Origin of the sequence: Pseudanabaena mucicola FACHB-723 (assembly GCF_014696385.1) — a bacterium.
In the GTDB taxonomy this organism is placed as follows: Bacteria; Cyanobacteriota; Cyanobacteriia; order Pseudanabaenales; family Pseudanabaenaceae; genus Pseudanabaena.
The window spans coordinates 41,820-65,339 of the sequence record NZ_JACJQB010000018.1; the positions used below are offsets into that span (position 1 = coordinate 41,820).

The following is a 23,520-nucleotide window of genomic DNA, read 5'->3' on the forward strand; positions in this document are numbered from 1 at the left end:
TGCGCTGTATCAATCGGGCAAGTTTAGGCACGAAACGTTTTGATGTAAACTTTTAGAATATTTGATACTTTTTAAGATAAACATAGTAAAAACTCTATAGTAGAATCAATGATCCTAGAAACAGCTTGGTTACTTCCTTGCTATGGTCTACTGGGCGCAGGGCTGACACTTCCTTGGTCATTAAGGATAATTCGACGTACTGGTCCCCGCCCTGCGGTTTACCTAAATATGTTAATGACCACCCTTGCCCTCGTGCATAGTTGTTGGCTATTGACCTCGGTGTGGGGTGCGCCCGCACAGCAAATTGAGTTTACTTGGTTTCAATCCCTCGATCTCACCCTGAGATGCTCCTTTGAGATTTCCACGATCAGTGCAGGGGCTTCGGTGATGATCGCGGTGATGAGTTTAATTTCACAGGTATATGGACTAGGCTCTCTGGAAACCGATTGGGCAATTGCCAGATTTTGCGCCCTAATTGGCTTTTTTGAAGCTGCAATTACAGGTATTGCCTTTAGTGATTCCCTGTTTTTTAGCTACGCCATGCTCGAAATGCTCACGCTCTCTACTTATCTATTAGTGGGCTTTTGGTATGCCCAGCCCCTAGTCGTGACGGCGGCGAGAGATGCATTTTGGACAAAGCGAGTGGGTGATCTCTTTTTGCTAATGGGTGTAGTTGCGCTCTCTAATCTGACCGATAGCCTCAACTTTTCTGATCTCAAATTATGGGCAAATGCACCAGAGACGATCGCCTATTTCACCAACCATCAACAATTTGGCACTTTATTAGGACTAGCTCTAATTGCAGGCCCCTTGGGCAAATGCGCTCAGTTTCCACTGCACCTATGGCTCGATGAAGCTATGGAGGGACCCAACCCTGCTTCAATTTTGCGAAACTCAGTGGTTGTCGGTGCAGGAGCCTATGTGCTGATCAAGTTTCAGCCTGTGTTATCGCTGTTTCCCGTGGCGGCTGAAGTATCGGTGATCATTGGCGCAATTACGGCAATTGGAGCATCTTTGGTGGCGATTGCCCAAATTGATATGAAACGCGCCCTATCCCACTCCACCAGTGCTTATCTTGGTCTAGTTTTTATTGCCGTAGGGATGCAACAACCCGACCTTGCATTAGGCTTATTGTTTAGTCATGGCATCAGCAAATCATTGCTATTCCTTAGCTCTGGGGCAGTGATGATGACGACGATGACCCAAGACCTGACCGAGGTGGGTGGCATCAAAACACGAATGCCCGCCAGTCTGGTCGGCTTTATTGTGGGATCACTGGGACTAGTTGCCATGGTTCCCTTCGGCGGATTTTGGACATTGTTACGCTGGGAAGAAACCTTCTGGAATAGTGATCCTTGGCTAATTGCGATCGCATTATTAGTAAATAGCATTACTGCCTTTGGACTAATGCGAATGTTTGCGTTGGTATTTCTAGGACCAGTGCAACCAAAAACCCGTCGCGCTCCCGAAGTGGCTTGGCAAGTGGCAATCCCCCTAGTTGCCCTGACGATTATCACTTTGATTGTGCCGATTCTATTGCCATCATGGGAATTTGTGGATATTGACTTAGATACTGTCGATATTTGGGGTACGGCTGTACTTGCTGCTTCAGGATTACTCGGCTTTGGCATTGGTGCATATATCTATGTCAAGCCCTACGAAACAGGCAGCTCAGTACCCATGTTACCCAAGGCAACTCGTCAGGCATGGAAAGCGGTGCAGGACTTGCTCGCCTATGACCTCTATGTTCAAGCCATCTATAAGTATACGGTGGTCTTAATTGTCGGTGGCGGTTCTAAGGTTTTGACTTGGGTGGATCGCTATCTTGTTGATGGCTCAGTCAACTTTGTTGGCTTTGCTTCTATATTTAGCGGTGAGAGCCTTAAATACACGGTTACAGGTAGGTTGCAGCAGTATGTACTGACGATCATGATCGGTCTGATTTTGATTGGATTTGCGGCTTTCTATGGATTGAACTAATTGCCTTACCTTTCCATAGGTTTTTACAAAAAAATTTCATGACTTTCATAAAAAATGCTTAGTACATTAGTTTGGTTTCCGATCGCAGGCGCACTGCTGATCACCCTACTGGGAGGAGTCCTCGACTTCCAAAATCTACGGCGCATATCCCTCGGAATTGCGATCGCAACATTTGCTTGGTCGCTATTTTTAATTACTAAATTTGACCTGAGTCTAGCAACACTCCAACTAGGTGAATCCCTAGCTTGGCTAGATCCCATTGGACTAACCTATTGCTTGGGAGTCGATGGGCTTTCTTTCCCACTGGTGCTACTTAACGGGCTATTGCTAATGGTCGCGATTTACATCAGCTACGACACTCAACGCCCACGCCTTTATTTTCCGCTCCTGCTCTTGCTTGGTGGTGGCGTTAATGGTGCATTTCTTGCCCAAAACCTACTGCTTTTCTTCCTATTCTTTGAAGTAGAATTAATTCCGCTGTACCTCCTAATCGCCATCTGGGGAGGAGAACGGCGGGGTTATGCTGCTACCAAGTTTTTAATCTATACCGCGATCTCAGGTGTACTGATCCTTGCCGCCTTCTTTGGGATGGCAATTTTTGGCAGTGGCGACGCGGTTGGCTTTACCTTTAACTATCAAGACCTCAATCTTGATGGCGTATCGAAAACCACAAAAGGGATCTTATTGCTATTGCTAATGTTCGGCTTTGGCATCAAAATTCCGATCGTGCCACTGCATACATGGTTACCCGATGCCCACGTTGAGGCATCTACACCAGTTTCCACATTGCTAGCAGGAGTGCTACTGAAGCTAGGAACTTATGGCTTACTGCGATTTGGTTTAGGTCTGCTCCCCGATGCATGGCAAGCGATCGCGCCATTTCTAGCGGGTTGGGCTGTGGTCAGTGTCATCTACGGATGCCTCACCGCCATCACCCAAACCGACATGAAAAAAATGGTGGCCTATAGTTCCGTTGGTCATATGGGCTATATCCTGCTGGCCCTCGCCGCCGCAACGCCTTTATCTCTAGTGGGCGCGACCTTTCAAATGATTAGCCATGGTCTGATTTCGGCACTGCTCTTTATTTTGGTAGGGATCGTTTACAAGAAAACGGGTACTCGTGATATTAATTCTCTGAATGGCTTACTCAATCCTGAACGGGGCTTACCGATTACAGGTTCGCTGATGATTTTGGCCGCCATGGCAAGCGCAGGCACACCTGGAATGATTGGTTTCATTGCTGAGTTCGTGATCTTCCGCAGCAGCTTTGCCATCTTCCCGATCCAAACTCTGCTTTGTATGATTGGGACAGGATTAACGGCAGTCTATTTCTTAATCCTGATCGATCGCGTATTTTTCGGTCGTCTGTCTGTAGAAAAAGCTGCCAGTAAAGCTGTGAGCAATACTTTTCCTTTTGCCAAATGGCAGGAAAAATTCCCTGCGATTGCCTTAGCCTTAATCATTGTTTTCTTCGGATTGTTACCCAACTTTGCCACGAAGATGATCGAAATTTCGGCAAGTGCGATTGCCCCTAATCATCTTCAGTTGCAACCCATCGCCTTGGCTGCAAACCTTAAACCTTAACCCCATAAAAATTCTATGTCTGTCGCTCCCTACGGTTCTTGGAAATCACCAATTAGCTCTGATTTAATCGTCTCTAGCAGCATTCGCCTTGGCTCGGCGGCGATTGACAATGGCAATATCTACTGGAATGAGGGGAGACCGACAGAGGGTGGGCGTAACCTACTGATGCGCTATGACAATGCAGGAAATAGTGCGGAAAATTATAGAGAGCTAACACCCGCAGGTTTAAATGTGCGATCGCAAGTCCATGAGTATGGCGGCGGCGAATATTTGGTACAGGATGGGCGCATTTATTTCACTAACTTTAGCGATCGCTGTATCTATCGGCAAATTGGTGATAATGCACCACAGCCCCTCACAGCCGTCAATGACTATCGCTATGCTGATTTTGCATGGAGTCGTGACTATGGCAAGTTAATCTGTGTGCGCGAAGATCATACGGGCGGCGGCGAACCAGTAAATACGATTGTTGCGGTGAATACCAGCAATGGTGAAGATATTCAAGTGTTAGTCAATGGTGCAGATTTCTACGCTTCGCCCCGACTCAATCCCGATGGTAACAAGCTGGCATGGATTTGTTGGCATCATCCAAACATGCCTTGGGATGGCACGGAATTATGGGTTGGGGACTTAGTGGAGTCGGAGATCGGAGTATTAGCGATCGCAAATCCCCGTTTAATTGCAGGGGGAGTCAACGAGTCCATTTTTCAACCCGCATGGTCACCCAGTGGCGAGCTTTACTTTGTGAGCGATCGCACAGGTTGGTGGAATTTATATAGGACTGACCTAACAAACCTCGATGCAATCCAGCCCCTTTGCCCCATGGAAGCTGAGTTTGGATTACCCCAATGGGTATTTGGGATGTCCACCTATGGCTTTACAGGTGACGGCAAAATTCTCTGCACCTATACCCAGCAGGGTATTTCCCACTTAGCAATTCTCGATCCTAGTAATCTTGAGGTCGGTTTACAGGAAATTACCACACCATTTACGAGCATTTCAGGAATTCATTGCAAAGGCGATCAGGCTGTTTTCCATGGCGGCTCAGCGACCGCACCCACGGCGATTGTTTTGCTCGATGTAACGACTAAGGCTTGGCAAAAAATACGGGTCGCATCCGATTTACAACTTGACCCTGAATACATCTCAGCCGCCCAGCCCTTGGAGTTTCCCACCGAAAATGGCAAAACTGCCTATGGTTTATTTTATGCACCTAAAAATAAAGATTTTCAGGCTGAGGCAACCGAAAAACCACCACTACTAGTTAAAAGTCACGGCGGCCCCACGGCTTCCACCTCGGGCAGTCTCAGCCTTGGTATTCAATATTGGACGAGTCGCGGCTTTGCGGTACTCGATGTTAATTATGGTGGCAGTACAGGCTATGGCAGAGAATATCGCGATCGCCTCAAGGGAAATTGGGGCATTGTCGATGTCGATGACTGTGCGAATGGGGCTAAGTTCTTAGCCGATCAGGGATTAGTCGATGAAAATCGTCTGGCGATTTCGGGCGGTAGTGCAGGTGGCTATACGACTCTTTGCGCGTTAACCTTCCGCGATGACTTTAAGGCTGGGGCGAGCCACTATGGCATTTGTGACCTCGAAGCCCTCGCTACAGATACCCATAAATTTGAATCTCGCTATCTCGATAGTTTGATTGGTAAATATCCCGAACACAAGGAAATTTATATCCAGCGATCGCCAATTCATTTCACCGATAAGCTTTCCTGTGCGATCGCATTTTTTCAAGGGCTAGAAGATAAAGTTGTGCCGCCCAATCAAGCGGAAATGATGGTGGATGCTCTCCGCCAAAAGGGTTTACCCGTTGCCTATGTTCCCTTTGAGGGTGAGCAGCACGGCTTCCGTAAGTCAGAAAATATCAAGCGGGCGCTTGATGGCGAATTTTATTTCTATGCTCAAATTTTTGGGTTTACCACTGCGGATGCGATCGAGCCAATTGCGATCGAAAATCATACAAATACCTAAAACCTATGGCGTATAGAGATTTGTTTCCTGCCTTCGGCGATAAACAAATCTCTATACACATCACTGGCTTAAAAATTGCTATGGCTTTTAAATCACATTACTCAAATCCGATGGTGACAGGTGATTATGAATTACTTGTCCATCCCGAAACCAAATAATTCTCTGGGTATTCCGCGCCACATCAGCTTCGTGGGTGACCATCACCACCGTGATCCCACTAGCATTGAGCGCACCAAATAACTCCATCACTTCAGCCGTCGTATGCGAGTCGAGCGCTCCTGTCGGTTCATCGGCTAGTAACATTACAGGCTGATTCACAATCGCCCTTGCGATCGCAACCCGCTGTTGTTGACCGCCCGACATTTGGTTTGGTCGATTATTAAGGCGATGCCCCATCGCCACCCGTTCCAACGCGGCAGCAGCTCTTTCGCGTTGTTCTTTGGGGCGAATATTAGCGTATGCCATGGGCAGCATCACATTTTCCAATGCCGATAGCTGCGGTAACAGATGATATTGCTGAAAGATAAACCCAATTTTGAGATTCCGCACATGCGCTAAATCTTTTTCCTGCATTCCCGACACATCTTGCTGATCTAGGAAATATTGCCCAGATGTACTGCTATCGAGACAGCCAATGATATTCATGCAGGTGGACTTGCCCGAACCCGATGCCCCCATGATCGCGCAATATTCGCCTTCTTTAATCACAAAGCTGACATCATCGAGGGCTTTGACGAGCGTATCGCCTTCACCGTAAAACTTACAGACATTATTCAGCCGTACAATTTCCCGCCTCTCATCGGCAGTTGTGGCTAAAGTTGCGATCGCATTAGTGGTAATCATGGGCAGTTATTAATTTAGTTATTAATCAGTTGTTAAATACTTCGCAGAGCCACAATGGGATCAAGGCGGGCAGCTTGTCGCGCTGGGAAAATACCGAAAAATAGCCCAATCCCCCCAGAAACGCCAACGGCTAAGCCAATTGCTCCCAGAGATACCCCTGCTTGCAGAGGCGAAACCGCTGCGATCAACAAAATGCCACCCACACCGATGCCTGTGCCGATCGCCCCACCCAGCAATGACAGGATTACTGCCTCAATCGTAAACTGGGTGAGAATATCGCTGGGCGAAGCCCCAATCGCCTTACGGAGTCCGATTTCCTGTGTGCGTTCCGTCACCGACACCAGCATGATATTCATGATGCCGATGCCTCCCACTAACAGCGAAATACCCGCGATTGCCGCCAACATGACTGTGAGGGCATTGGTGATATTGCCAACAATTTCGAGCGCATCCTGTTGGGTGCGAACCGTAAATGTATCATCGGCATTGATGTCTGAAGTTCGGTGGCGCAGTCGGAGCAGGTTGGCAATTTGGAACTGAGCCGCGTCAACATCGGCATTACTTTTGGCTGAGACATTGATCACCTGCACGGCAATACCATAGGGCGAGGTTTTACCCGTAAGTTGGCTAGTCATTGTGGTAACTGGTAAAAAGATGGTGTCATCTTGGTTCGTCCCCAAAAATGCCCCCTTCTCAGACATCACTCCAATTACTTCATAGCCAGTGCCACGAATTCTCAGCGTTTGTCCGATTGCTGTGCCATTGGGAAACAATTCCTTGGCGATCGCTGCCCCCACTGTCAATACTCTGGCATTACGATTCACATCCTCTTTGCTAAAAAATCGCCCCGCACTCACATCTGCATTACGCACAATCGTGTAGTCGCTGGTCGTACCAATTAAAGTGGCGCGTTTGGTGTTGTTGCCTGCAATTACCAACTCGGAACCATTGATCTGTGGAGCAACACTCCGCACCGTCGGGACTTGTTCTGCGATCGCATCCGCATCCGCCAAAACAAGCCGATTTGGTGGCGCAATTACATTCCGCCTTGCATTGTCAGTCCCCGTAATCACAAAAATTACATCAGTCCCAAGGGATTGGAACTGCTCCGAAGCATAGCGCTGCGCCCCCTGACCGACACCTACCATCAAAATGACTGAAGCATTACCAATGATGATGCCCAACATTGTTAAAGTGCTGCGTAAACGATTAGCGGCAAGGGTTTTTCCTGCCATCCGAAAGCTTTCCCAAGTATCCATTGTTTAATAGTTGCCTAGTTGGTAAACGCTCAGAAGACTAGCGATGATTCCTATTATAGGTAGTTAGACAGAATTAAAAACTAGAGCTAAAACCTGTGGCGCACGCTGCGCGTGCGCCACAGGTTTTAGCTCTTTATATTGCAAATCAATGCGCAATCGGCAAAATCAAAGTCAAAAAGTAATATACCAAGGGTGCAGTAAACACATAACTATCGGCGCGATCGAGAATGCCACCATGTCCGGGCATAATTTGCCCTGAATCCTTAACCCCTGCATCACGTTTCATCATTGATTCTGTGAGATCTCCCAACAAACCTGCGATACCAATTAATAGACCTAAAATCGCGCCTGACACCCACCACTGTGCCCATCCCAAGCTAAATGCCCAGATTACCGCAGTCACACAGCAACACAAAAGACCTGCGATCGCACCTTCAACGGTTTTTTTCGGGCTAATGTCTGACAGGCGCGTTCGTCCTAGTACCTTGCCAAAGATATAAGCACCCACATCCGATGCCCAAATACAACAAAATGCCATCAGCACATAGATACAGCCAGACGATACAGGGAAAGTAATCCTTAACCATGACAATTGGTCGAGGTTGCGTAACTGATTAAAGAAATCGAATTGCTGCAAGCGATCGCTCACTTCAAAAGGAATCCCATCGCCGATTCCTCGGATTCTCACCCAAAAGCTTGGCAGATAGCCCCCATAAAACAAACCCAATATTGATGCGGAAATATCGGAAATTGTGGCAATGCGTGGCTGGAAGAGTAGATAAAAGCAAATAAATGTCCCTGCGATTGGGATGACCGCATCGGCAAGCTCAACCCGCAACTGCGAAACAATTAGCAATGCTAGACTGACAGAAATCGTAATTTTACTAGCAGGCACAATGTCTTTAGCGCGGACTAGGGCAAAATATTCCCGCTCACCAAAAACTATCAGCAACGCAAATGCTGCGGTGAAAGCCCATCCTCCAAAGGCAATCGCTGCCAGTGCGAGGGGAATGACTATTAAAGCGCTGATAATCCGAGTCCAAGGCATGAAAATAATGTCGCAGAGAAGGTGAATATGAGAACTAGCAAATCCTAAGCACTCACTAGGGTAAATATAATCCCATCAACAGTTGAAACTGCAAAATCGTTATGCAAATTTGCGAATTACATGAATCGTGGCAATAAACTTTGCCTGTAGATTGTATCTGTATGTAAATGCTATGTAGAAGTTATGTTGAATTTATGCCGAAAACCTACTACGCCATTCTAGGGCTTACACCTTGGGCAAGTGAAATTGACATTCGTCGCGCCTATCGTGACCTCAGCAAAATCTATCATCCCGATACGACCCAACTCCCCAAAGATGAAGCCGTTGAGAACTTTCGCCAACTTAATGAAGCCTATGCGACGCTCAGCAATGCCGAACGTCGCAATGCCTACGATCGCCGCATTCAGTTTTCTCGATTTCAGTATGCAACCTATGACAACGCTCTAAATAACAACGCCAATTCACCTCTAAAAAACCCTAAGAATCTACAAACTATTGATGATGATGGCTTGCCCAGTGAGCGACCATTATCTGGTGGTGAACTATTTGCACTATTGCTAATAGGTGTTACGCTAGTTGCCTGTACAGTTCTAGTCATTTTAGTCGCATGGCTACGCGGTGATCGCCTTTTTCCTGATGCGATCGCAAATTTAGTAATCTTTTTCGCAACCACCTAAATTTTCATCCTCATTAACTCCCATCAACACCGTCCCTATGGCGCTCCCCGCACCCACTACTCCCCTCTATAACCATCCCCTGCCAGCCCTTGAAACATGGTTAAATGAGCAAGGCTGTGATCAAGACAAATCAAATCCGAATATCTGGCGGGTGACGAGACCATCTTGGCAAGCCGAGATTATTATGGATGTTGAAGATATTCGAGTTCGATACATTCAAGATGCCTACGGCGGTAAAGAAATCCAACGGGCGTTTCCCTATTCCTTGAGCCGCCAAGATGTAGAAGATGCTATTTTTACAGGGCCATAATTAAAAAAATTAGCAATATTCTGAAAGTTTGTTAATATGATCATAATCATCGTATTGCAGACAGGATCAAGACGTAGATGATGAAGCTACACATAAGTCATTGCATAGTCTGATCACATCTGATCACAAGTTTCCCAACCCAATTTGACGTTTTTATTTTGGAGGTTCATTGAGTAAGAAGTATAACGTTGCCATTCTCGGAGCAACAGGCGCAGTTGGCACAGAACTTTTAGCTTTGCTAGAAGAAAGAAATTTTCCCCTAGACAAACTCAAGCTTTTGGCTTCAGAGCGCTCGGCAGGCAAGTCGGTTGTGTTTGCTGGACAAAACTTGACCATTGAAGTAGTTACAGCAAAATCCTTTGACGATGTGGATATTGTACTTGCGTCGGCAGGGGGTAGCATCTCCAAGCAGTGGCTACCAATTGCCACAAAGGCAGGAGCCGTATCGATTGATAACTCCAGTGCTTTTCGGATGCATTCCGATGTACCGCTAATTGTGCCAGAGGTTAATCCTGAGGCGGCCGCACAGCACAAGGGGATTATTGCCAATCCTAACTGCACAACTATTTTGATGGCGGTAGCAATTTATCCATTGCATCAAGTACAGCCTATCCAGCGCATCATCGCCGCAACCTATCAGTCCGCTAGCGGTGCTGGTGCGAGAGCAATGGAAGAAGTCAGAATCCAATCACAGGCAATTCTCAATGGTGAGCCTGCTGTCCCTGAAGTTCTGCCCTATCCCCTCGCTTTCAATCTATTTCCCCATAATTCACCAATGACAGACAATTCCTATTGCGAGGAAGAAATGAAAATGGTGAACGAGACTCGCAAAATTTTTGGCGATCAAAGTATCCGCATCTCAGCAACCTGTGTACGGGTTCCCGTACTGCGGGCTCATTCTGAAGCTATTAATCTAGAGTTTGCCCATCCCTTTAGTCCAGACAAAGCGAGAGAGATTCTGTCTAGTTCGGCTGGGGTAAAGCTAGTGGAAGACTTTAGTAAAAACTACTTCCCTATGCCTATCGACGCTAGTGGCAAAGATGATGTACTGGTGGGGCGGATTCGACAAGATATTTCTCACCCTAATGGTTTGGAATTATGGCTATGTGGCGATCAAATTCGTAAAGGTGCAGCCCTGAATGCTGTGCAAATCGCTGAACTGCTGATTGCCAAGGATCTACTGACAATTAAATAATATGTATGAGTGAAATCGATTTCGGACGTTTACTAACGGCAATGATTACTCCCTTCGATAGAGAGGGGAATGTTGACTATGCAAAAGCAGAACAGGTTGCTCTTCATTTAGTGGAGACAGGAACCGATACCCTCGTTGTCTGCGGTACAACGGGAGAGTCGCCCACCCTTAGTTGGGACGAGGAATATAAGTTGTTCTCAGTGCTAAAAACTGCGATCGCAGGTAAAGCCAAAATCATGGCAGGCACAGGTTCTAATTCTACTTCCGAAGCAATTTCAGCGACTCAAAAAGCCGCACATCTTGGATTAGATGGTACACTGCAAGTAACACCGTATTACAACAAGCCACCACAAGAAGGTTTGTACCAGCATTTTCGAGCAATTGCCGAAGCTGCACCAGAACTGCCGATCCTTCTCTACAATGTCCCTAGCCGCACAGGTTGCAAATTGGAACCTGAAACCGTGGCAAGGCTAGCCGAAATTCCTAGTATTATCGGAATCAAGGAAGCTACAGGTGACTTAGATCAAGCTAGTCAAATTCGCGCCCTCACACCCGCCGAATTTGCGATCTATTCAGGAGATGACTCTCTAACACTGCCACTGATGGCAGTGGGTGCAAAGGGAGTAGTTAGCGTCGCTTCGCATCTAGTTGGTAACCAACTGCAAACTATGATGCAATCTTTTGCCGCAGGCAAAGTGCAAGAGGCATTACAGATTCACCTTCAGCTTTTTCCTCTGTTTAAGGCTTTGTTTTTAACCAGCAATCCAATTCCGCTAAAGCTAGCTTTACGTTTATTAGGATTAGACACTGGTGTAGTGCGATCGCCTCTAGTTGCTGGTAGTCATGAACTTGAAGCAAAACTTAAAGCTGTCTTACAACAGGTGGGCATTCTTGCTTCGGATTGATTAGGATTTTTTAAACCAAGATTTTTAGAGAATATCTAGAAAATGCATTGCCAAGCAATCTGCCAAGCAATCTATTCATATTGCTAATCATCGACCTATGGGGGAGATTACACCTTTCTAGCAATTTTAGTTTCTCTCTGAAATATCTATGTATACAAAGTTTTCCATTAAAAATTGAACTGAGCCATTTGCCTTATTCAGTTAAATTCTTCCCTTTTATTTTTTTACTTACCAAACAAATTACTTATGACGACATCTAACTCTCCTTCTCTAAAAATTATTGCTCTCGGTGGATTGCATGAAATTGGCAAAAACACATGGGTATTTGAATATAACGATGAAATCATGCTCCTTGATGGCGGATTATCATTCCCTGACAACATGATGCCTGGAGTAAACGTCGTATTGCCTGATATGACCTACTTACGTGAAAACAAGCATAAGATCAAGGGAATGATTGTCACCCACGGGCACGAAGATCATATTGGCGCAATTTCCTTCCATTTGAAGCAATTTGAAATTCCTGTGATCTATGGGCCAAGACTAGCAATGGCATTGCTCGAAGACAAGCTACGGGAAGCAGGAGTTCTCAACCGTACTGAGTTGCGCCGTGTAATGCCCCGTGACATCGTGCGGGTCGGAACTAACTTCTTCGTCGAATTTATTCGCAACACCCACTCGATTGCTGATAGTTTCTCGATCGCAATTAATACACCTGCGGGCATGGTTATTCACTCTGGCGACTTCAAAATTGACCATACTCCCGTTGATGGCGAATTCTTTGACCTTGCGCGTCTCGCAGAACATGGCGAAAAAGGCGTGCTAGCTCTGATTAGTGACTCCACTAACGCCGAATTGCCAGGAATTACACCTTCAGAAAGAGCTGTATATCCTAACCTTGAAAAGTACATCATGATGGCAAAGGGGCGCGTGATTATCACAACCTTCGCCTCTTCAGTTCATCGGGTCAACATGATTTTAGACATTGCCGACAAGCAGGGTCGCGTCGTTGGCGTGGTGGGACGCTCTATGCTCAACGTGATCGCCCATGCCCGTAACCTTGGTTACATCAAGTGCCGTGATGATCTATTTCAACCTTTGCAAAATCTGCGTCATTATCGCGATGATCAAATTCTGATTTTGACCACTGGTTCGCAAGGTGAACCAATGTCCGCTCTCACCCGCATGTCTAATTGCAGTCATCGCCAATTAGAAGTCCGTCAAGGAGATACGGTTATTTTCTCGGCAAACCCAATTCCTGGTAACACTATTCCTGTTGTTCGTACCATTGACCGCTTGATTGCCCTCGGTGCTAATGTGATCTACGGCAAGGATAAAGGCATTCACGTTTCAGGACATGGCTCTCAAGAAGAACATAAAATGATGCTTGCCCTGGTGCGTCCTAAGTTCTTTTTCCCTGCCCATGGAGAATTGAGAATGCTGAAGCAGCACGCGAAGATGGCGGAAGCTATGGGTATTCCTAGTGAGAATATCGTCATAGCCGAGAATGGCGATGTCGTCGAAGTTTGCCAAGACTACATGAAGGTAGTCGATAAAGTTCCTTCGGGTGTAGAGCTAGTAGACTCTTCCCGCGATGGTATGGTCAAGGGCGATGTCTTGCGCGATCGTCAACAAATATCAGGGGATGGCATCTTCACGATCGCTGTATCCGTTGGTCTTGACGGCAAGCTATCCACGACTCCAGACATTCAACTTAGCGGTGTCGTTCTACCAATGGAACGCTCACAGATTATTGCTGCTGTGGCAAAGGCAATCGATAATTCCCTCGCTAATTCTTGGGGTAACTTTGCCCGCAACGTTGGTTCTCTCGAAGTTGATTGGATTGGTCTGCGCGGTCAACTTGAGCGTGACCTTACCCGTGTTTTGCGTCAACAAATGCAGAGCAAGCCAATGATCGTCTTCCTATTGCAAACACCACCCAACTCTACCCAGTCTGCACCTGCACCTGCGGCGAAACCTAATGCCATGGGAGTAACTCTCAAGTCAGGTGCAGTCAAGGTGATTCCGACTAAGAAAGTAGTAGAAAATGGCAGTAACAATGGTAACGGCAATGGCGCTGCCACCACTACTGCTGATATCGCAGTTCCTGCAACAGCAACTACAACTAGTGCAGGTAGACGCAAGCGTACTGCGGCAACAGTTTAAACTTTAAAGCAAGCTAAAAACGGAGGCTGTGCCGCCTGCTATGCGGGCGACACAGCCTCTGTTTTGCTATAGCATTAGAAATTTTTGATGGAAAAGCGCTATATTGATCATGTCTAATCATTGTGTGCGCCAAGCTCATGTCTGAATCCATCTGGTCCTATGTAACCCCTGGCATCCCCGACGAATTGTTCGAGCGACTGCCTGGTATTCCCATGAGCAAATGTGAGACTCGCCTATTAATCATTGGACAGTTGCGATTGAACACTGATTCGGTACTTTGGGATATTGGTGCAGGTACAGGCACAATTCCGATTGAGACGGGCTTGCTCTGCCCTAATGGCAAAATTGTGGCGATTGAGCGTGATGAAGATGTCGCAGGATTGATTGCCAAGAATTGCAGGAAATTTGGCGTAGATAATGTGGAAATTAAAGTCGGTAGTGCGCCAGAATGTTTGACGGGACTGACTGCACAGCCCGATCGCATTTGCATTGAGGGTGGCCGCTCGGTGTCAGCAATTTTGGAATATTGTTGGGAGCGTTTAAAATCTGATGGCAGAGCGATCGCAACGACAAATAGCTTGGAAGGCTTGTATGCGATTTCTGAGAGTTTTGCCAAATTACAAGCTAGAAATGTTGAAGTAGTACAGTCCTCTGTTAACCGTTTAGAGACTCGCGGCAATCGCCAAGTCTTTGCGGCTGTTAGTCCTATGTTTATCATTAGTGGCGAAAAAATTTAAAAATCAAAAAAGGGCGCAACGCGCCCTTTTTTGATTAGGATATCTCACGAATTTGAGGTTTACCGTCCTTAAATTCACCAACCAAAATTAGGTCAGTAACACCCACAAAGAGACCATTCTCGACCACACCCGGAATGTTGTTTAGAGTTTTCTCTAGTTCTGCGGCATCGGCTATTTCTGCAAAGGTGACATCTAAAACCATATTGCCTTGATCGGTAATCACGGGCCCATCCTTTTTAACACCCATGCGGAGGTCGGTCTTACCACCAAGCTTTTCTACAGCTCTAGTTACAGGGGCAACTGCCATCGGCAAAACTTCAATGGGGACAGCAAAAGTTGAGCCGAGCTTATCGACTAGTTTAGATTCATCAACAACAACGATAAATAATGCTGCCAGAGAATCAACAACTTTTTCACGAGTATGGGCTGCGCCACCACCCTTAATCAAAGTTTTATGGGGATCAACCTCATCAGCACCATCAATCGCTACATCAACGCGATCGACATCATCTAAACTGCGGATGGGAATTCCATATTTTTTACCCAACACTGAAGCTTGAAAAGAAGTAGGAATACCAACAATGTCGGTAAGTTCACCTGCGGCGATGCGTCGTCCTAGCTCTTCGATCGCAAAAGCAGTAGTTGAACCAGTACCTAAGCCCACTACCATGCCCGACTTTACTCTTTGTGCGGCGGCAATGCCCACTTCTTGTTTTAATTTTTTAATATCTTCAGCAGAAATACTCATAGGAAATACTTATTTATAAACTTGGCAAATTCAAAAGCAATAAATTTAATCCTATCGCACCCTGTGAACAGGAGATGCGAAACTGCTAAGAGAAAATGTGTTGTAAAATACATTTGATCTATGATGTAATCGAGATATAACAAAAAAGTATTTGGGTAACGATTCTGGTCGCGATTTTGGCGATTCTGAGTTTATGTGAGTTCTTGGGGTTGGGTGCAGTAATTACCGCGTATAGCGAAACATAGCAACGTTATGAAAAGGCTGTCTTATATCAGTAAATTCTCACGAGCGCTTTCTAAAAAGGATATTGATGCGATCGCAAAAGTATCACAGACTAATAATTCGAGAGATGGTATTACGGGTATTTTATTGAGCTGCGGTGGGATTTTCTTTCAAATCCTAGAAGGCGATGAAGATAGAATTGATCATCTTTACAAGAAAATCTTAGGAGATGAAAGACATAATCAAATCCTGTGCCTCAAATCAGAGCTAGATGTTCCATCACGGAAGTTTCCTGAATGGTCAATGGAAGTGATTGTTTTAGATGAAAACAATGACATCTTGCTACAACCGATCAAAGAACTATTACAAACCTTGGGAGAATCGCAATCAATTTTAGCCACCTACACTCAGTCAGGAGTATTGCAAGCCATCGAAAATGGCATTAATCCCCTTACCCTAAAACCACGCTATACCGAAAAGATAATTCTCTTTGCTGATATTATTTCCTACTCTAGTATCACAGAAAAATTACAGGTAACGGAAGTAGTTGAATTGCTCAATCAGTTCTTCACGATTTGTACGCAGGCGATCTCGCAGCGGGGTGGTGAAGTAACTAAGTTTATTGGGGATTGTGTAATGGCTCATTTTGATGGCAATCTTGCTGATGCGGCTGTACAAGCGAGTCTAGATATTCTTTCAGAATTAGAACTCCTTCGCAATCAAGCACCTGCTAATAGTCCATTCCGAATTCTCTATGTGGGAATTGGTTTGTCGAAGGGAACGGTTCTCGAAGGAAATATTGGTTCTCTTGCCAAAAAAGAATATGCAATTATTGGCGATGCTGTGAATGTTGCCGCTCGTATCGAATCCCTCACAAGGCAATTAAATCGATTTTTGGTGTTTTCTGCACCTGTTCGTGAAGGATTAAGCGAGCGCTGGCGACCTGTGCGGCTGGGTGATTTTAAGGCAAAAGGTAGAGAGGCAATTGTTGAAGCTTATTCAATTGATGATGTGTTAACTTTCCAAAAGTCAGATTTTCAGAAGTTAAAGCAGGAAATTCGGCAACATTTGGAACTGATTGGTAGTCAAACACCAGAGTTGGTGTGAGTTGGTGTAAGCAACGCAAATCACTGTTTATGCTGTACGATCGCTAGTAAGCGATGAAAATACCCCCATGATGTCAAACCTTTTAGATAACCGCTATCGCGTCACTAGTGTCTTGGGCAGTGGCGGCTTTGGGGAAACCTATTTGGCTGAAGACACCAAAATGCCCTCTAAGCGTCGATGTGTGATCAAGCAGCTTAAGCCCGTGGCTGATAATCCGCAAATGTATGAGCTTTTGCAGCAACGTTTTCACCGTGAGGCAGCAGTTTTAGAAGCACTGGGCGAAGACAGTCGCTATATTCCTAAACTCTATGCTAATTTTACTGAAAATGGATTATTCTATTTAGTCCAAGAATGGATTGATGGCATCACATTAACGGAAACAATTGAGCGTAGTGGCAAATGGAATGAAGCTGCGGTCAGGCAGTTAATGGTCAGCATTCTCCAAACCTTAGTCTATGTCCATGAGCGCGGTATTATTCATCGTGATATCAAGCCCGATAATATTATTTTACGTGATGGCGAACCTGTACTCATTGATTTTGGTGCGGTAAAGGAAACTCTTAATGTCAGTACAATTCGGGGTGGAGTGCAGCAGCAAGCGCATTCAATTGTGATTGGTACGCCCGGTTTCATGGCATCAGAGCAAGCCGCAGGGCGACCTTTTTTTGCGAGCGATTTATATAGTTTGGCATTGACGGGAATCTTTGCTCTGACGGGTAAATATCCACAGGAACTAGGAACTGATCCGCAAACAGGGGAAGTGCTTTGGCAATCCGATGTCACAGGGATTAGTCCAGATTTACAAGGCATATTTGCGAAGGTATTGCAATTTGATCCTCGCGATCGCTATGGATCGGCAAGGGAAATGCTCGACGCATTACAGGCAAATGCTAATCCTGCACCAGTGATAGCACCTGTCAAATCGATTCCTGTTGCCCCTGCAATGTCGAATATGCAAACTGTGGCAGTGACTCCCAAAGGTTATCCACCGCTAACCACACCCAATCAGGTAATCCCCGATCAATCAGTTTATGTATACCAGCCCCAACAAACTTCTCAAAAAAAGGTGTTCGGGCAGTTGTTAGCAACGGTAATTGTTGGTGGTGCATTGGGTGCGGCGATCGCAACGGGGATTGTCGTTTCCCAAAATGGTGGCGTTGTGGCGCTGTGGAATAAAATCTTTCCCGCAAGTCAGCCCAATGCCAAGACATCCTTCTATTTTCTGGCGGATTCAGCTTTTGCTGATCCTGACAAAGCCAGCATCAGGGTAGAGGAATTGCGATCGCAAGGCTATAAAGATGCAGGTCAGTTCTGGATACCTGACTACCCGAATTTAGGCGATAGCAAGTTTCAACAGGTATATACCAGTCAATTTCAAGATCTTGATAGCTGTATTACTAATCTAAAAAAGCATCGCACCTTTGTTGGGGATGCCTATTGCGCTTTTGCTAGTCCTAACGATAAAGATCCAGTGCAAAGAGTTGCGGGTAGCGATTTGCCACCCACGGCTTCCCCAACTCCCACCCCAACACCATCAAAAACAGCAACACCAGCACCCGCCAAACCTTCTCCTCAGCAAGCAATTAGAGCTTATTATGGTCTGATTAACGATCGTCAATTTCAGACGGCATGGCAAAATCTCACGCCAAAATTTCAACGTGATGGAGCGAATGGTTATCAAACTTTTACAGATTGGTGGCAAAGCGTTGACAAGGTTGATGTACGTGGATTTCGAGTTGTGGAAATTAAAGATGATGTGGCAGTTATCGATGTTGATTTAACTTATCAGCAAGGAAGTAAAATTACACCTGAGACTTTGAGAATGAATTTAGTTTGGAACGAAGGTTCTAAACAATGGCAAATTAATACAACTAACAGGCAATAGGCAAGAAGCCCAGCAAGAGTATTGAAAGCTAAAAATGGCATTGCCATTTTTAGCTTTGGTATAAGATGAATGGCTGTAGTTATGGAAAATTTGAAAATATGTCAACTCAACCCGAAGTCAGCATCATTATGGGCAGTGACTCCGATCTGCCAACGATGCAAGGTGCGATCGCAATTTGCCAACAGTTCCAAATTCCTCACGAAGTCGCGATTATTTCTGCCCATCGCACACCCGAAAGAATGGTGGAATTTGCGAAATCTGCCCATACTCGTGGCATCAAAGTAATTATTGCAGGTGCGGGTGGTGCTGCACATTTACCAGGGATGGTTGCCGCACTTTCGCCATTACCAGTAATCGGTGTCCCTGTTTCCACTAAACAACTGAATGGTGTAGATTCGCTATATTCAATTGTCCAAATGCCCAAAGGAATTCCTGTGGCTACGGTGGCGATCGGCAATGCTGACAACGCAGGACTGCTAGCAGTGCAAATTCTCGCTAGCCACAAGCCTGAACTCCTTGACCAAGTAATTGCCTATCGTCAATCTCTGAAGGATATGGTGATGGCAAAGCAAGAACAACTCCAACAGTTAGGCAGTCAGCAATATTTAGAACATCATTTACAAAAAATGTAAGCAAAGCTTCGCAGCACAATTTGCGGTGAAGCTTTGAGACTTGCCCTATTAGAAGGGAATGATTTGAGCGCTGACACCTGCTTGAGCCAATCTTTGGACTAGTTGAGTTGCGGTAGGACGCTCACTATAAGCTCCAACTTGCAGCATACTTCTACCACTGCGAGATAGACGAAAAGCGCTAGGAACGATGTTTTTCACCTTTTGGGTGACTACAGGAGAAGTCGTATTCACAACTACACGATATTGAAATGGCTTGCCAGTGGTAGGATCGACTACCACTGGTGGTAGGGCTGCAACTGGCGCAGGTCTGGTAGGAGTGCTATATTCACGCTCAATAATAATGGTCGTTGGTGCATTGTTATTTACCCCATTATTTACACTTGGATTAGTGGAAATAACTGGATTTGGCAATGCTTGATTGGAGCTGGGCGCAGGAAGAAATACGGTAGTTGCACCATTGCTGGGGCTACTATTATTGGGAATCGGTACGGCAGTTCCCGATGGTGAGGGAATAGTGCTAACGGTTGTGGGAATGGAGGTAACTGGCTTAGGAGCCGATGCTACTGGCTTAGGATTAGAAGTAATGGGCGCAGGAATTGAGACTATGGGCTTATTTGCGATCGCATTTACAATAGGCGATTGCGATGCGGTGAGATTCAATAAACCCTTGACGCGAGACTGATTAAATTGATTGCCTACTGCCACAAGCGGAATTGTGGTGGCATTGTTAATATCTAATTCACGATTATTTCTAAAGGTGTTATTGCCTTGGGAAACTGTCGTGCCAACGTCGGCGCGGGGCGAGACATTCCCATTGGCAAGCACGACTAAACCATTGCGCCGATTGTCAGAGATGGTGTTACCGCGTAGCATTGGTTGAGCGCTGTTGGAGATAATTACCCCATCAACGTTGTTGGTAATACTGTTGTTGGCAACCACAACTTGAGATTGCTGACCAATCGATAGACCAAAGCCTGTATTCTCAAATCGATTGTCGCGAATTTCCCCTGTACTAGTACCGACCGCAGAAATACCACTACCACGATTATTCGTGAATAGATTATTGCCAATATAAGCATTAGATCTTCCTGTCAGAAAGATGCCGTCGTGGGTACTACCCACAAAACTGTTGTTTGAGATAAACACATTTTGGCTCGACTCTAGCCATAGCCCATAACCACGGGGATTGCTATTCGTGACCGTCACGCCTTCGATACGAGAAAAGTTAGCGGCTGCGATCGCAATATTTTGACTGGCAAAGGTAGAACTGAGGAATCGACCACCACCACTAATGACAACACCACTTCCATTTGTGCTGGGATTACCACGTAAAATCGCGCCCCTTGGCAGACGAATGGGAAATCTTTCGCCAGTAGCTTCGCTATAAGTACCATTACTTAATTGGAAAATAGTGCCTGATTGTGGATTAGCGGCAATGGCGGCAGTAATTGTCCGAAAAGCTTGATTTTGCGAGCCTGCGCCAACGACATCTGCACCTTGCGGTGAAATAAATACTATTTTTTGTTGAGCACTCTGCGCCCAAGCACTTGCTGTCGTACTTAGTGATACGACAAAAACGACATTTACGATATTCGTAAGATAGGAAAACTTGTTCATATAAAGACATCCTCAAGATATCTGGCAAACATGCCTGAATAGACTATTAGCCAATGCTTTTTGTTTCTCTGAAATTTAAAAAGAAGATAGGCGATGAAGCTAAGTGCTGCCACCTATCTTCTGGTTTTATAAATTACCACCACAAGCCAATTAAAGCTAGATTAATCTCGGTATAGTTATGTTCTTCTACTGCTTGATTTTGATATTGATTGGCAACTATCTCTCTCAGAGATTCTATTTCTAGATTGTTCTGGGCGATCGCTTTATTCAATTTGTCCTTAATTGGTTTAAGGATTAGTCGAATTTGCATCGCTCGAATTGAATCTGCCGCATAGTCTTCCACAAGCACATGACTTTTTAATAGATGAATGGATTTAAGATTTTGCTCAAAGACAATACTGACGACTTCTTTGCAAACTTCATCAACAAACTGGCGATTTACATATTTGAGGACGACAGGTTCTAGTAAAAATAGCACTTCTCCATTTTCGGTAACTTTCTCAATTAGAGAACGCCAACGTAAGGACTCTAAAGCATCGATTAACTCTGAGCCAGATGCTTCCAAGCTCATGACCGATCGCAAAGTCATAAGGGAAACAGGAATATATTTAATCGCAAGCCAGTAAATTACATCCTTTTCGAGTTGAGATAGGCGTTCAAACTGTTGATAAAGTAAAGTTCGCAGTACATCTCCCAACGCTAGAGCAGTTTGTCGCAGGAATTCGGAAATATTGCCATTAAATAATTCTTGGATTGTCCCAGCCACAATTTTGAGAGCCGAAGGATTGCCACGATATTGTTGCACTAGAGCTTCAATTCCAGATTCGGAACCTGTAAAACCCTTTGCTCTCAATAGTTCAAGCGCTCCCTGTCGCTGGAGTCCATTCACTTTATAGTAACGAATGGTTTGATCTTCGCCTTGGTGCATTGATATTTCCTTGGGTTGTTCGCGCCCAATCAAAATCAATGAGCTTTGATGACGTTCTGCACCGATGCGCTGCAATAGTTCAGCATGACCTTCGCAACCTTGGCGATAGGCTCCGACCAATTCGCCATCCTGCAATGTTGACTCAAAGTCGTCAAGCACTAGTAAACAGCGCTTTCGGCGCAAGACTTCTAATAAATCAGAAATATCACAACCTGTTTGCTGGGAATCATTTAGAAATTGCAGGAGATCGGTGACTAATTGGCTAGTGGGTTGGGCGCTCCGTAGCGATCGCCAAATAAAGCAGTCAAAATGTGGCTGAATATTTTCGACTAATTTGACTGCCAATGCCGTTTTGCCGATGCCACCCATGCCACACAACGCTAATAGATGACAGCGATCATTGACTAGCCATTGCTCTAATTTAGTAAGGTCGTCTCTGCGTCCATAAAAAGTTTGGAGATTTGGAGCTTCACCCCAATCGGCTGGTTTTGCCTCTAAGTTCTGATCAGAATTGCCAACACTAATATCTAAGCTACGACGCTGTGTCTTATATCCTTTGGCTTCTAACCATTCAGGTACTTTTTCCCAACGCAATGTGTTGATTGGCTGACCTGCGATCGCTTCTAGTGAACGATATAAGCCTTTGTTTAATTCCACCCGTAAAGCCCCCGAAGTCCATGCCAATTTAAAGGCGAGTTGTCCTGGGCGATAACGACAAAGTAGCCCACGCAAGCAAGCCTTTTCAAAGGGCTTAATTTCTTTGCCACTAAAGGTTTGTAAATCTGCATAGAGCCGATTTAAGTCCCAGTTTTGTGCCGCTTCTGGGAACAGCCCTTCGATATGGTCATTGTCAGATAACATGACGAAATATGGCGGCGAGCGATCGCATAGATGTTCATTAACTTGCTTGAATCGTAACAAAAAAAGGCAATTGCGAAAAATAATGATTGAAGTGGCTGATAGTTTCAGAGACAGAGACATATAGAATCAAGTATGTACTTAGTGTCTCCGACGCTCTGTATATATACATGATCAATATTAATTGAGTGCCGTTTAACTATGTTAAGCAAGCTGCAACAACTAGGAACTAATGCAGATGGTCGCTATGCCAGCGATGATGAATTGCAGTTTATGGATACCTATATCACCTCCTTTGACTCAAGGGTTGAAGCCTATGGGCGCATCAAAGCTGTGGAGAAGGAAATTGTTGAGACGGTTTTAGCTAAACTGCAAACATCCTACCCTAACTTACTATTGCCGAAGGGGGAAGACATGCAGGGCAAGTGGAAACAGGACACACTAAGGGTGTTACGCCATTCAGCAATGACAGTATTGCTTGATGATCCTGATCTGATGCGAGATCAATTTTTGTACTGGTTTCAGACGATTATGCAAGCTTTTGGGGCGCAAGAAGCATGTAATGTCACCTATTTGATCATGCAGGATGTTGTTAAAGATCTTCTGCCTAAAGATGTTGCCGATCTGCTTTGTCCAGTTCTTGAACTTAATCGGACATTTTTGGGTTTACAACCAAAAAGTATTTAAAAAAACATAGAAAGTAATGGGATATGAATAATTCCATTACTTTCTATGCAGAAGTGTTGAATCAGAAATGAAATCAGCCTAAAATCGGGCACACTATTCCTGTAAAGATGGTGATTTTAGCTTAAAATTACCATCTTTCTAAACCAATG

The 23,520-nt window shown here is 45.3% G+C and carries 19 protein-coding genes; 13 read left to right on the forward strand and 6 right to left on the reverse strand.

The genetic code is table 11. The features are described from left to right. Window positions 1–108 precede the first annotated feature (108 nt). Genes H6F41_RS10495 through H6F41_RS10505 form a run of 3 tightly spaced genes read left to right on the forward strand, consistent with a single transcriptional unit; the run spans window position 109 to window position 5,547 of the window. Window positions 109–1,980: an NAD(P)H-quinone oxidoreductase subunit F gene (locus H6F41_RS10495; protein ID WP_190403432.1), complete on the forward strand. Its 1,872-nt coding sequence runs from the start codon at window positions 109–111 to the stop codon at window positions 1,978–1,980. Between the two features lie 54 nt (window positions 1,981–2,034). Continuing rightward, window positions 2,035–3,564 (forward strand): NADH-quinone oxidoreductase subunit M, encoded by a 1,530-nt coding sequence (locus H6F41_RS10500; protein WP_190403433.1) that lies wholly within the window; start codon window positions 2,035–2,037, stop codon window positions 3,562–3,564. Window positions 3,565–3,579: 15 nt separating this feature from the next. Next, window positions 3,580–5,547, forward strand: a complete 1,968-nt coding sequence (locus tag H6F41_RS10505; protein WP_190403434.1) for a S9 family peptidase — start codon at window positions 3,580–3,582, stop codon at window positions 5,545–5,547. Window positions 5,548–5,634: 87 nt separating this feature from the next. On the opposite strand, the gene H6F41_RS10510 is transcribed toward H6F41_RS10505, so the two are convergent. The 3 genes from H6F41_RS10510 to H6F41_RS10520 all read right to left on the reverse strand — a co-directional run bounded on the left by H6F41_RS10510 (window position 5,635) and on the right by H6F41_RS10520 (window position 8,697). Further along, window positions 5,635–6,390, reverse strand: a complete 756-nt coding sequence (locus H6F41_RS10510; RefSeq protein WP_190403435.1) for an ABC transporter ATP-binding protein — start codon at window positions 6,388–6,390, stop codon at window positions 5,635–5,637. Between the two features lie 32 nt (window positions 6,391–6,422). Continuing rightward, window positions 6,423–7,649 (reverse strand): ABC transporter permease, encoded by a 1,227-nt coding sequence (locus H6F41_RS10515; protein WP_190403436.1) that lies wholly within the window; start codon window positions 7,647–7,649, stop codon window positions 6,423–6,425. A gap of 145 nt (window positions 7,650–7,794) precedes the next feature. Continuing rightward, complete coding sequence (locus tag H6F41_RS10520) at window positions 7,795–8,697, reverse strand: phosphatidate cytidylyltransferase (RefSeq protein ID WP_190403437.1); 903 nt, start codon at window positions 8,695–8,697, stop codon at window positions 7,795–7,797. 194 nt (window positions 8,698–8,891) lie between these two features. Between H6F41_RS10520 and H6F41_RS10525 the strand changes: the two genes are divergently transcribed. From H6F41_RS10525 to cbiT, 6 genes are all read left to right on the forward strand, one after another. Next, on the forward strand, window positions 8,892–9,374 hold the full coding sequence (locus H6F41_RS10525; protein WP_190403438.1) for a J domain-containing protein: 483 nt from the start codon (window positions 8,892–8,894) through the stop codon (window positions 9,372–9,374). Window positions 9,375–9,411: 37 nt separating this feature from the next. Next, window positions 9,412–9,684: a DUF3143 domain-containing protein gene (locus H6F41_RS10530; RefSeq protein ID WP_190403439.1), complete on the forward strand. Its 273-nt coding sequence runs from the start codon at window positions 9,412–9,414 to the stop codon at window positions 9,682–9,684. A 169-nt stretch (window positions 9,685–9,853) separates the two neighbouring features. Beyond that, entirely contained in the window at window positions 9,854–10,879 is a 1,026-nt protein-coding gene (locus H6F41_RS10535) for an aspartate-semialdehyde dehydrogenase (RefSeq protein ID WP_190403440.1), read from the forward strand. Window positions 10,880–10,884: 5 nt separating this feature from the next. Next, a complete protein-coding gene (gene dapA, locus H6F41_RS10540; protein ID WP_190403441.1) occupies window positions 10,885–11,784 on the forward strand; it encodes a 4-hydroxy-tetrahydrodipicolinate synthase in 900 nt (299 codons plus the stop codon). A 246-nt stretch (window positions 11,785–12,030) separates the two neighbouring features. Next, window positions 12,031–13,950 carry a ribonuclease J gene (locus H6F41_RS10545; RefSeq protein ID WP_190403442.1) on the forward strand — a complete coding sequence of 640 codons (1,920 nt, stop codon included), beginning with the start codon at window positions 12,031–12,033 and terminating at the stop codon, window positions 13,948–13,950. A 137-nt stretch (window positions 13,951–14,087) separates the two neighbouring features. Beyond that, window positions 14,088–14,687 (forward strand): precorrin-6Y C5,15-methyltransferase subunit CbiT, encoded by a 600-nt coding sequence (cbiT, locus tag H6F41_RS10550; protein WP_190403443.1) that lies wholly within the window; start codon window positions 14,088–14,090, stop codon window positions 14,685–14,687. A gap of 34 nt (window positions 14,688–14,721) precedes the next feature. Here cbiT and rpiA read toward each other — a convergent pair whose 3' ends face one another. Then, window positions 14,722–15,435 (reverse strand): ribose-5-phosphate isomerase RpiA, encoded by a 714-nt coding sequence (rpiA, locus tag H6F41_RS10555; protein WP_190403444.1) that lies wholly within the window; start codon window positions 15,433–15,435, stop codon window positions 14,722–14,724. Between the two features lie 252 nt (window positions 15,436–15,687). Here rpiA and H6F41_RS10560 point away from each other — a divergent pair, with 252 nt between their 5' ends. The 3 genes from H6F41_RS10560 to purE all read left to right on the forward strand — a co-directional run bounded on the left by H6F41_RS10560 (window position 15,688) and on the right by purE (window position 19,281). Then, a complete protein-coding gene (locus tag H6F41_RS10560; protein ID WP_190403445.1) occupies window positions 15,688–16,764 on the forward strand; it encodes a BLUF domain-containing protein in 1,077 nt (358 codons plus the stop codon). Window positions 16,765–16,831: 67 nt separating this feature from the next. Then, entirely contained in the window at window positions 16,832–18,649 is a 1,818-nt protein-coding gene (locus tag H6F41_RS10565; protein WP_199288737.1) for a serine/threonine protein kinase, read from the forward strand. A gap of 98 nt (window positions 18,650–18,747) precedes the next feature. Then, window positions 18,748–19,281, forward strand: coding sequence for a 5-(carboxyamino)imidazole ribonucleotide mutase (gene purE, locus H6F41_RS10570; RefSeq protein WP_190403446.1), 534 nt, complete (start codon window positions 18,748–18,750; stop codon window positions 19,279–19,281). Between the two features lie 48 nt (window positions 19,282–19,329). Here purE and H6F41_RS10575 read toward each other — a convergent pair whose 3' ends face one another. Together H6F41_RS10575 and H6F41_RS10580 are read right to left on the reverse strand one after the other, a co-directional pair. Further along, window positions 19,330–20,898, reverse strand: a complete 1,569-nt coding sequence (locus H6F41_RS10575; protein WP_190403447.1) for a DUF1565 domain-containing protein — start codon at window positions 20,896–20,898, stop codon at window positions 19,330–19,332. Window positions 20,899–21,031: 133 nt separating this feature from the next. Continuing rightward, window positions 21,032–22,747 carry an NB-ARC domain-containing protein gene (locus tag H6F41_RS10580; RefSeq protein ID WP_242023009.1) on the reverse strand — a complete coding sequence of 572 codons (1,716 nt, stop codon included), beginning with the start codon at window positions 22,745–22,747 and terminating at the stop codon, window positions 21,032–21,034. A 138-nt stretch (window positions 22,748–22,885) separates the two neighbouring features. Here H6F41_RS10580 and H6F41_RS10585 point away from each other — a divergent pair, with 138 nt between their 5' ends. Beyond that, the gene (locus H6F41_RS10585) at window positions 22,886–23,371 is read left to right on the forward strand and encodes a globin family protein (RefSeq protein ID WP_190403448.1); all 486 of its coding nucleotides are present in this window, start codon (window positions 22,886–22,888) and stop codon (window positions 23,369–23,371) included. The last annotated feature ends 149 nt before the right edge of the window (window positions 23,372–23,520 follow it).

Bases quoted from the DNA above. Each gene is read 5' to 3' on its own strand.
- H6F41_RS10495 (WP_190403432.1), top strand. From the start codon at position 109: ATGATCCTAGAAACAGCTTGGTTACTTCCTTGCTATGGTCTACTGGGC.
- H6F41_RS10500 (WP_190403433.1), top strand. From the start codon at position 2,035: ATGCTTAGTACATTAGTTTGGTTTCCGATCGCAGGCGCACTGCTGATC.
- H6F41_RS10505 (WP_190403434.1), top strand. From the start codon at position 3,580: ATGTCTGTCGCTCCCTACGGTTCTTGGAAATCACCAATTAGCTCTGAT.
- H6F41_RS10510 (WP_190403435.1), bottom strand. From the start codon at position 6,390: ATGATTACCACTAATGCGATCGCAACTTTAGCCACAACTGCCGATGAG.
- H6F41_RS10515 (WP_190403436.1), bottom strand. From the start codon at position 7,649: ATGGATACTTGGGAAAGCTTTCGGATGGCAGGAAAAACCCTTGCCGCT.
- H6F41_RS10520 (WP_190403437.1), bottom strand. From the start codon at position 8,697: ATGCCTTGGACTCGGATTATCAGCGCTTTAATAGTCATTCCCCTCGCA.
- H6F41_RS10525 (WP_190403438.1), top strand. From the start codon at position 8,892: ATGCCGAAAACCTACTACGCCATTCTAGGGCTTACACCTTGGGCAAGT.
- H6F41_RS10530 (WP_190403439.1), top strand. From the start codon at position 9,412: ATGGCGCTCCCCGCACCCACTACTCCCCTCTATAACCATCCCCTGCCA.
- dapA (WP_190403441.1), top strand. From the start codon at position 10,885: ATGAGTGAAATCGATTTCGGACGTTTACTAACGGCAATGATTACTCCC.
- H6F41_RS10545 (WP_190403442.1), top strand. From the start codon at position 12,031: ATGACGACATCTAACTCTCCTTCTCTAAAAATTATTGCTCTCGGTGGA.
- cbiT (WP_190403443.1), top strand. From the start codon at position 14,088: ATGTCTGAATCCATCTGGTCCTATGTAACCCCTGGCATCCCCGACGAA.
- rpiA (WP_190403444.1), bottom strand. From the start codon at position 15,435: ATGAGTATTTCTGCTGAAGATATTAAAAAATTAAAACAAGAAGTGGGC.
- H6F41_RS10560 (WP_190403445.1), top strand. From the start codon at position 15,688: ATGAAAAGGCTGTCTTATATCAGTAAATTCTCACGAGCGCTTTCTAAA.
- H6F41_RS10565 (WP_199288737.1), top strand. From the start codon at position 16,832: ATGATGTCAAACCTTTTAGATAACCGCTATCGCGTCACTAGTGTCTTG.
- purE (WP_190403446.1), top strand. From the start codon at position 18,748: ATGTCAACTCAACCCGAAGTCAGCATCATTATGGGCAGTGACTCCGAT.
- H6F41_RS10575 (WP_190403447.1), bottom strand. From the start codon at position 20,898: ATGAACAAGTTTTCCTATCTTACGAATATCGTAAATGTCGTTTTTGTC.
- H6F41_RS10585 (WP_190403448.1), top strand. From the start codon at position 22,886: ATGTTAAGCAAGCTGCAACAACTAGGAACTAATGCAGATGGTCGCTAT.